The 3,340-nt window shown below is 37.3% G+C and carries 5 protein-coding genes; 4 read left to right on the forward strand and 1 reads right to left on the reverse strand.

What is annotated here, in order from left to right:
* From H1P_RS32045 to H1P_RS32055, 3 genes are all read left to right on the forward strand, one after another.
* On the forward strand, positions 1-1,301 hold a 1,301-nt coding region (locus H1P_RS32045), incomplete at its 5' end, for a multicopper oxidase family protein (RefSeq protein ID WP_144875345.1).
* 53 nt (positions 1,302-1,354) lie between these two features.
* Positions 1,355-1,603 (forward strand): hypothetical protein, encoded by a 249-nt coding sequence (locus H1P_RS32050; protein ID WP_144875347.1) that lies wholly within the window; start codon positions 1,355-1,357, stop codon positions 1,601-1,603.
* 14 nt (positions 1,604-1,617) lie between these two features.
* The gene (locus tag H1P_RS32055) at positions 1,618-1,950 is read left to right on the forward strand and encodes a type II toxin-antitoxin system PemK/MazF family toxin (RefSeq protein ID WP_222427349.1); all 333 of its coding nucleotides are present in this window, start codon (positions 1,618-1,620) and stop codon (positions 1,948-1,950) included.
* 61 nt (positions 1,951-2,011) lie between these two features.
* Here the strand turns inward: H1P_RS32055 and H1P_RS32060 are convergent, their stop codons facing one another.
* The gene (locus H1P_RS32060; RefSeq protein WP_144875349.1) at positions 2,012-2,827 is read right to left on the reverse strand and encodes an abortive infection family protein; all 816 of its coding nucleotides are present in this window, start codon (positions 2,825-2,827) and stop codon (positions 2,012-2,014) included.
* A gap of 204 nt (positions 2,828-3,031) precedes the next feature.
* Here H1P_RS32060 and H1P_RS32065 point away from each other — a divergent pair, with 204 nt between their 5' ends.
* Complete coding sequence (locus H1P_RS32065; RefSeq protein ID WP_144875351.1) at positions 3,032-3,226, forward strand: heavy-metal-associated domain-containing protein; 195 nt, start codon at positions 3,032-3,034, stop codon at positions 3,224-3,226.
* Positions 3,227-3,340: the final 114 nt, after the last annotated feature.

The raw sequence follows: 3,340 nt of genomic DNA on the forward strand, positions 1-3,340 counted from the left end.
TAGAAGCCAGCGAACGTCCCGTAAATTTAGGCGACAGACAGGCATACCTCTTAACCTATAACGGACAAATTCCTGCACCTCGCTTGGAAGCCAAACCAGGGGACAAGGTTCGCATTCACTTTACTAACAATCTTGAGCAACCCACCAATATTCATTATCACGGTTTACATATTCCCATTACAGGTAATGCGGATAATGTTTTCCTGAAAATTGAACCAGGAAAAAAACTAACCTACGAATTTCCAATCCCTGACAATCATCCATCAGGAATATTTTGGTATCATCCCCATCTACACGGCTTGGTTGCTGAACAACTATTTGGTGGGTTAGCGGGTTTGTTTATCGTGCGTGGTGAGTTAGATGAAATTCCTGAAATCAAAGCAGCTAAAGAAGAATTTGTTGTACTGCAAGATTTTTCAATTGATGATAGAGGAAGACGTTCATCCTCGGCGCATATGTCTTTAATGATGGGACGAGAGGGTAATGTAATTGCTGTCAATGGTCGAGTCAATCCCAGTATTAATTTACCAGAAGGTGGTTTGTTGCGTTTACGCATTCTCAATGCTTCTCCTTCCCGTTTTTATCGATTAGCTTTAGAAGACCATTCCTTTTATCAAATTGCCACCGATGGTAATAGCTTAAGCGAACCAATAGAAGTCAATGAATTACTACTGACACCAGGACAACGAGCCGATGTTTTGGTTAAAGGCGATAAACAGTCGGGACAATATCGCTTACTCAATTTACCCTATGACCGAGGTAGTATGGGCATGATGGGTGGTGGAATGATGGGCGGTAGAGGCATGATGGGCAGAAATGACCGCGATGAACCTATAGCTTTAGCGACGCTTCACTACGAATCTGCTGTAGAATCTCTTCCTCTCCCAACCAAACTTGCTTCTATCTCTGCATTGTCAGAACCTCAGATAGTGAGAAGTTTTGAACTCAATCACGGTATGAGTCCTGCTGTAGGCATGGCTTTTTTAATCAATGGCGAACCTTATAGTGGAGATCGCCTTCATACTCAAGTCAAGCTAAATACAGTAGAAGATTGGGAACTAGCCAATACAGGAGTGATGGATCATCCCTTTCACATTCATAATAATGCTTTTCAAGTTATTAGTCGTAACGGAACACCAGAATCATTACTGGCTTGGCGAGATACAGTGCTAGTAAAAAAGGGTGAAACCGTCCGCATTCGCATTCCCTTCCGCGATTTTGCTGGAAAAACCGTCTATCACTGTCATGTTTTGGATCATGAAGATTTAGGCATGATGGGAAATTTGATGATTGAGGCTTAATTTAAAATTGATAGTATGATTAAAAGTATAATTATTAGTAAAACTTTATATAAATGGCTAAAGTAAAAACGGCAGTGTCTCTTTCAGAAGCGGTTTTATCTGAAGCCGACAAGTTGGCAGAATCGCTATCAACTTCCCGTAGCCAAATATTTGAAATGGCTTTGTCAGAGTTGATTTCGCGTCATCAAAATCAACAGATGCTAGAGCAACTAGACGCTGTATATGGTGAAGATTCAGCCGAAGAAATAAAACTAATTCAACAAATGAAGTCTGTCCAAAAGTCTGTGATTGAAGAATGGTAATCAATTAAGGAGATATCTATTGGATAGATTTAGGTGAGCCAGTAGACGCACAATCAGCTTATCGTCATCCTCATGTAGTAATTCACAATAACGTTTTTAATAGATTGCGAATTGCTACCGTTGTTGTCTGTGCTTTAACTTCTAATTTAAAGAGAGCTAATGCACCAGGGAATATTTTATTAGAGGAAAACGAAGCTAATTTACCTAAACAAAGTGTCGTCAATGTATCGCAAATTTTTACTGTTAGTAAAGAACAGCTACAGCAGAAAATCGGTACTTTAGGTAAAACCAGAATTGAACAGATTTTGGCTGGAATTCAATTGGTAATTGAACCAAGAGATATTTAAAGTAGCTTCATTAATAGTCAATATTTATTCTCACAAATCAAATAGTAATGCTGTATGCAAGTTATTTATTTTGGTATTTATTTGTATCGAAAATAAAGTTACTAAGTGTTTTAGAAGCATTGACAGCTAATCTTGCGTGATGCTCTGAGGGTTTATATCTAATAGCGTGAGAATCGCTCATCGTATTACGCATTGAAGCTAGACCAGAAATAATACTCGTTAGTCCTGAAAGAATTTGTCGCAAACAATCAGCAAGTTCTTCTTGACCTGGACAAAGATTTAAGTGTTTCTGAACTCGTTTATATAACTTTGGTAAGTTGCCATCATAATCAGGTCTGTTAAAATCAAGTTTGGATTCAATAGATATTAAGACAGCTTCTAAAAGCGATCTTGCGTTTGTGATGGCACCGTCAAAATCATCCTCAGCTAATTTTCTTTCACATTTTTCTATTTGTTCTTGAAGAAAAGTATGAGTTACTTGTTTGGAGTTACTGTAAGGATTTTCCAAATCAATTTGTGAAGAATTAAGATCAAATATTTTTCCTCCTTTTCTATTGGGTTCAATTTTATATCCATCAAATTCTAAAAACGAATTTATATGTTTGATTACATTTTCCAAATCTTGTCTATTTTCTATAAAATCACGAGGATCTACAGTTGCCAAAATGATATCTTTCATAATTGGTTTGTCGTTGAACTCTCGTAATTTATCTTCAGCGTACTTCCATCGAGAAGGAAAACCGCTTCCGTAAGTGTCTTCAGAGCCAAACTGGTTAAAAAAGTTGACTAAATCTGAACCAGAACGATAGGGAGACAACTCTTTATCTCCAGTAATGATTGAACCAATTGCTGAGATACTATGTTCGGAAATTTTCATGGTAATTTTGCTCCTTAAAAAAGAACTATGTGTGAGTCTTCAAGATATATAGTTCCCCTTTAATTTCCTAAATAAACAGAATAATTAACTCCTTACTCTAATAATCTCTAGCTTTTCAGACAGTATCGAATAACTAAGACTTGACTCTCTACCCAACTATAGAGTTTAAGCTGATTTTAGAACCAAACAAACTAAACATGAATCATGACCATACAACTAAAAGTTCCTGATATGGCTTGTAGTGTCTGCGCTAAAAACATCACAGAAGCAATTCAGAATCTAGATTCTCAGGCGACTGTGCAAGCCAATACTGATACTAAACAAGTAAATATTGAAACTCAGGCATCGGAATCATCTGTCAGAGAAGCAATTACATCGGCTGGTTACAATCCCACTTAAATACATCGCTTCAGTTATCAATCATGAATTCAACTTCTACCAAAAATTTAGAGAGTGCCAATCTCAAACTCAGGGGCATGAGTTGTGCTTCTTGTGCCATTCGTATAGAGGAGG

Source organism: Hyella patelloides LEGE 07179 (assembly GCF_900659865.1).
Lineage (GTDB): Bacteria > Cyanobacteriota > Cyanobacteriia > Cyanobacteriales > Xenococcaceae > Hyella > Hyella patelloides.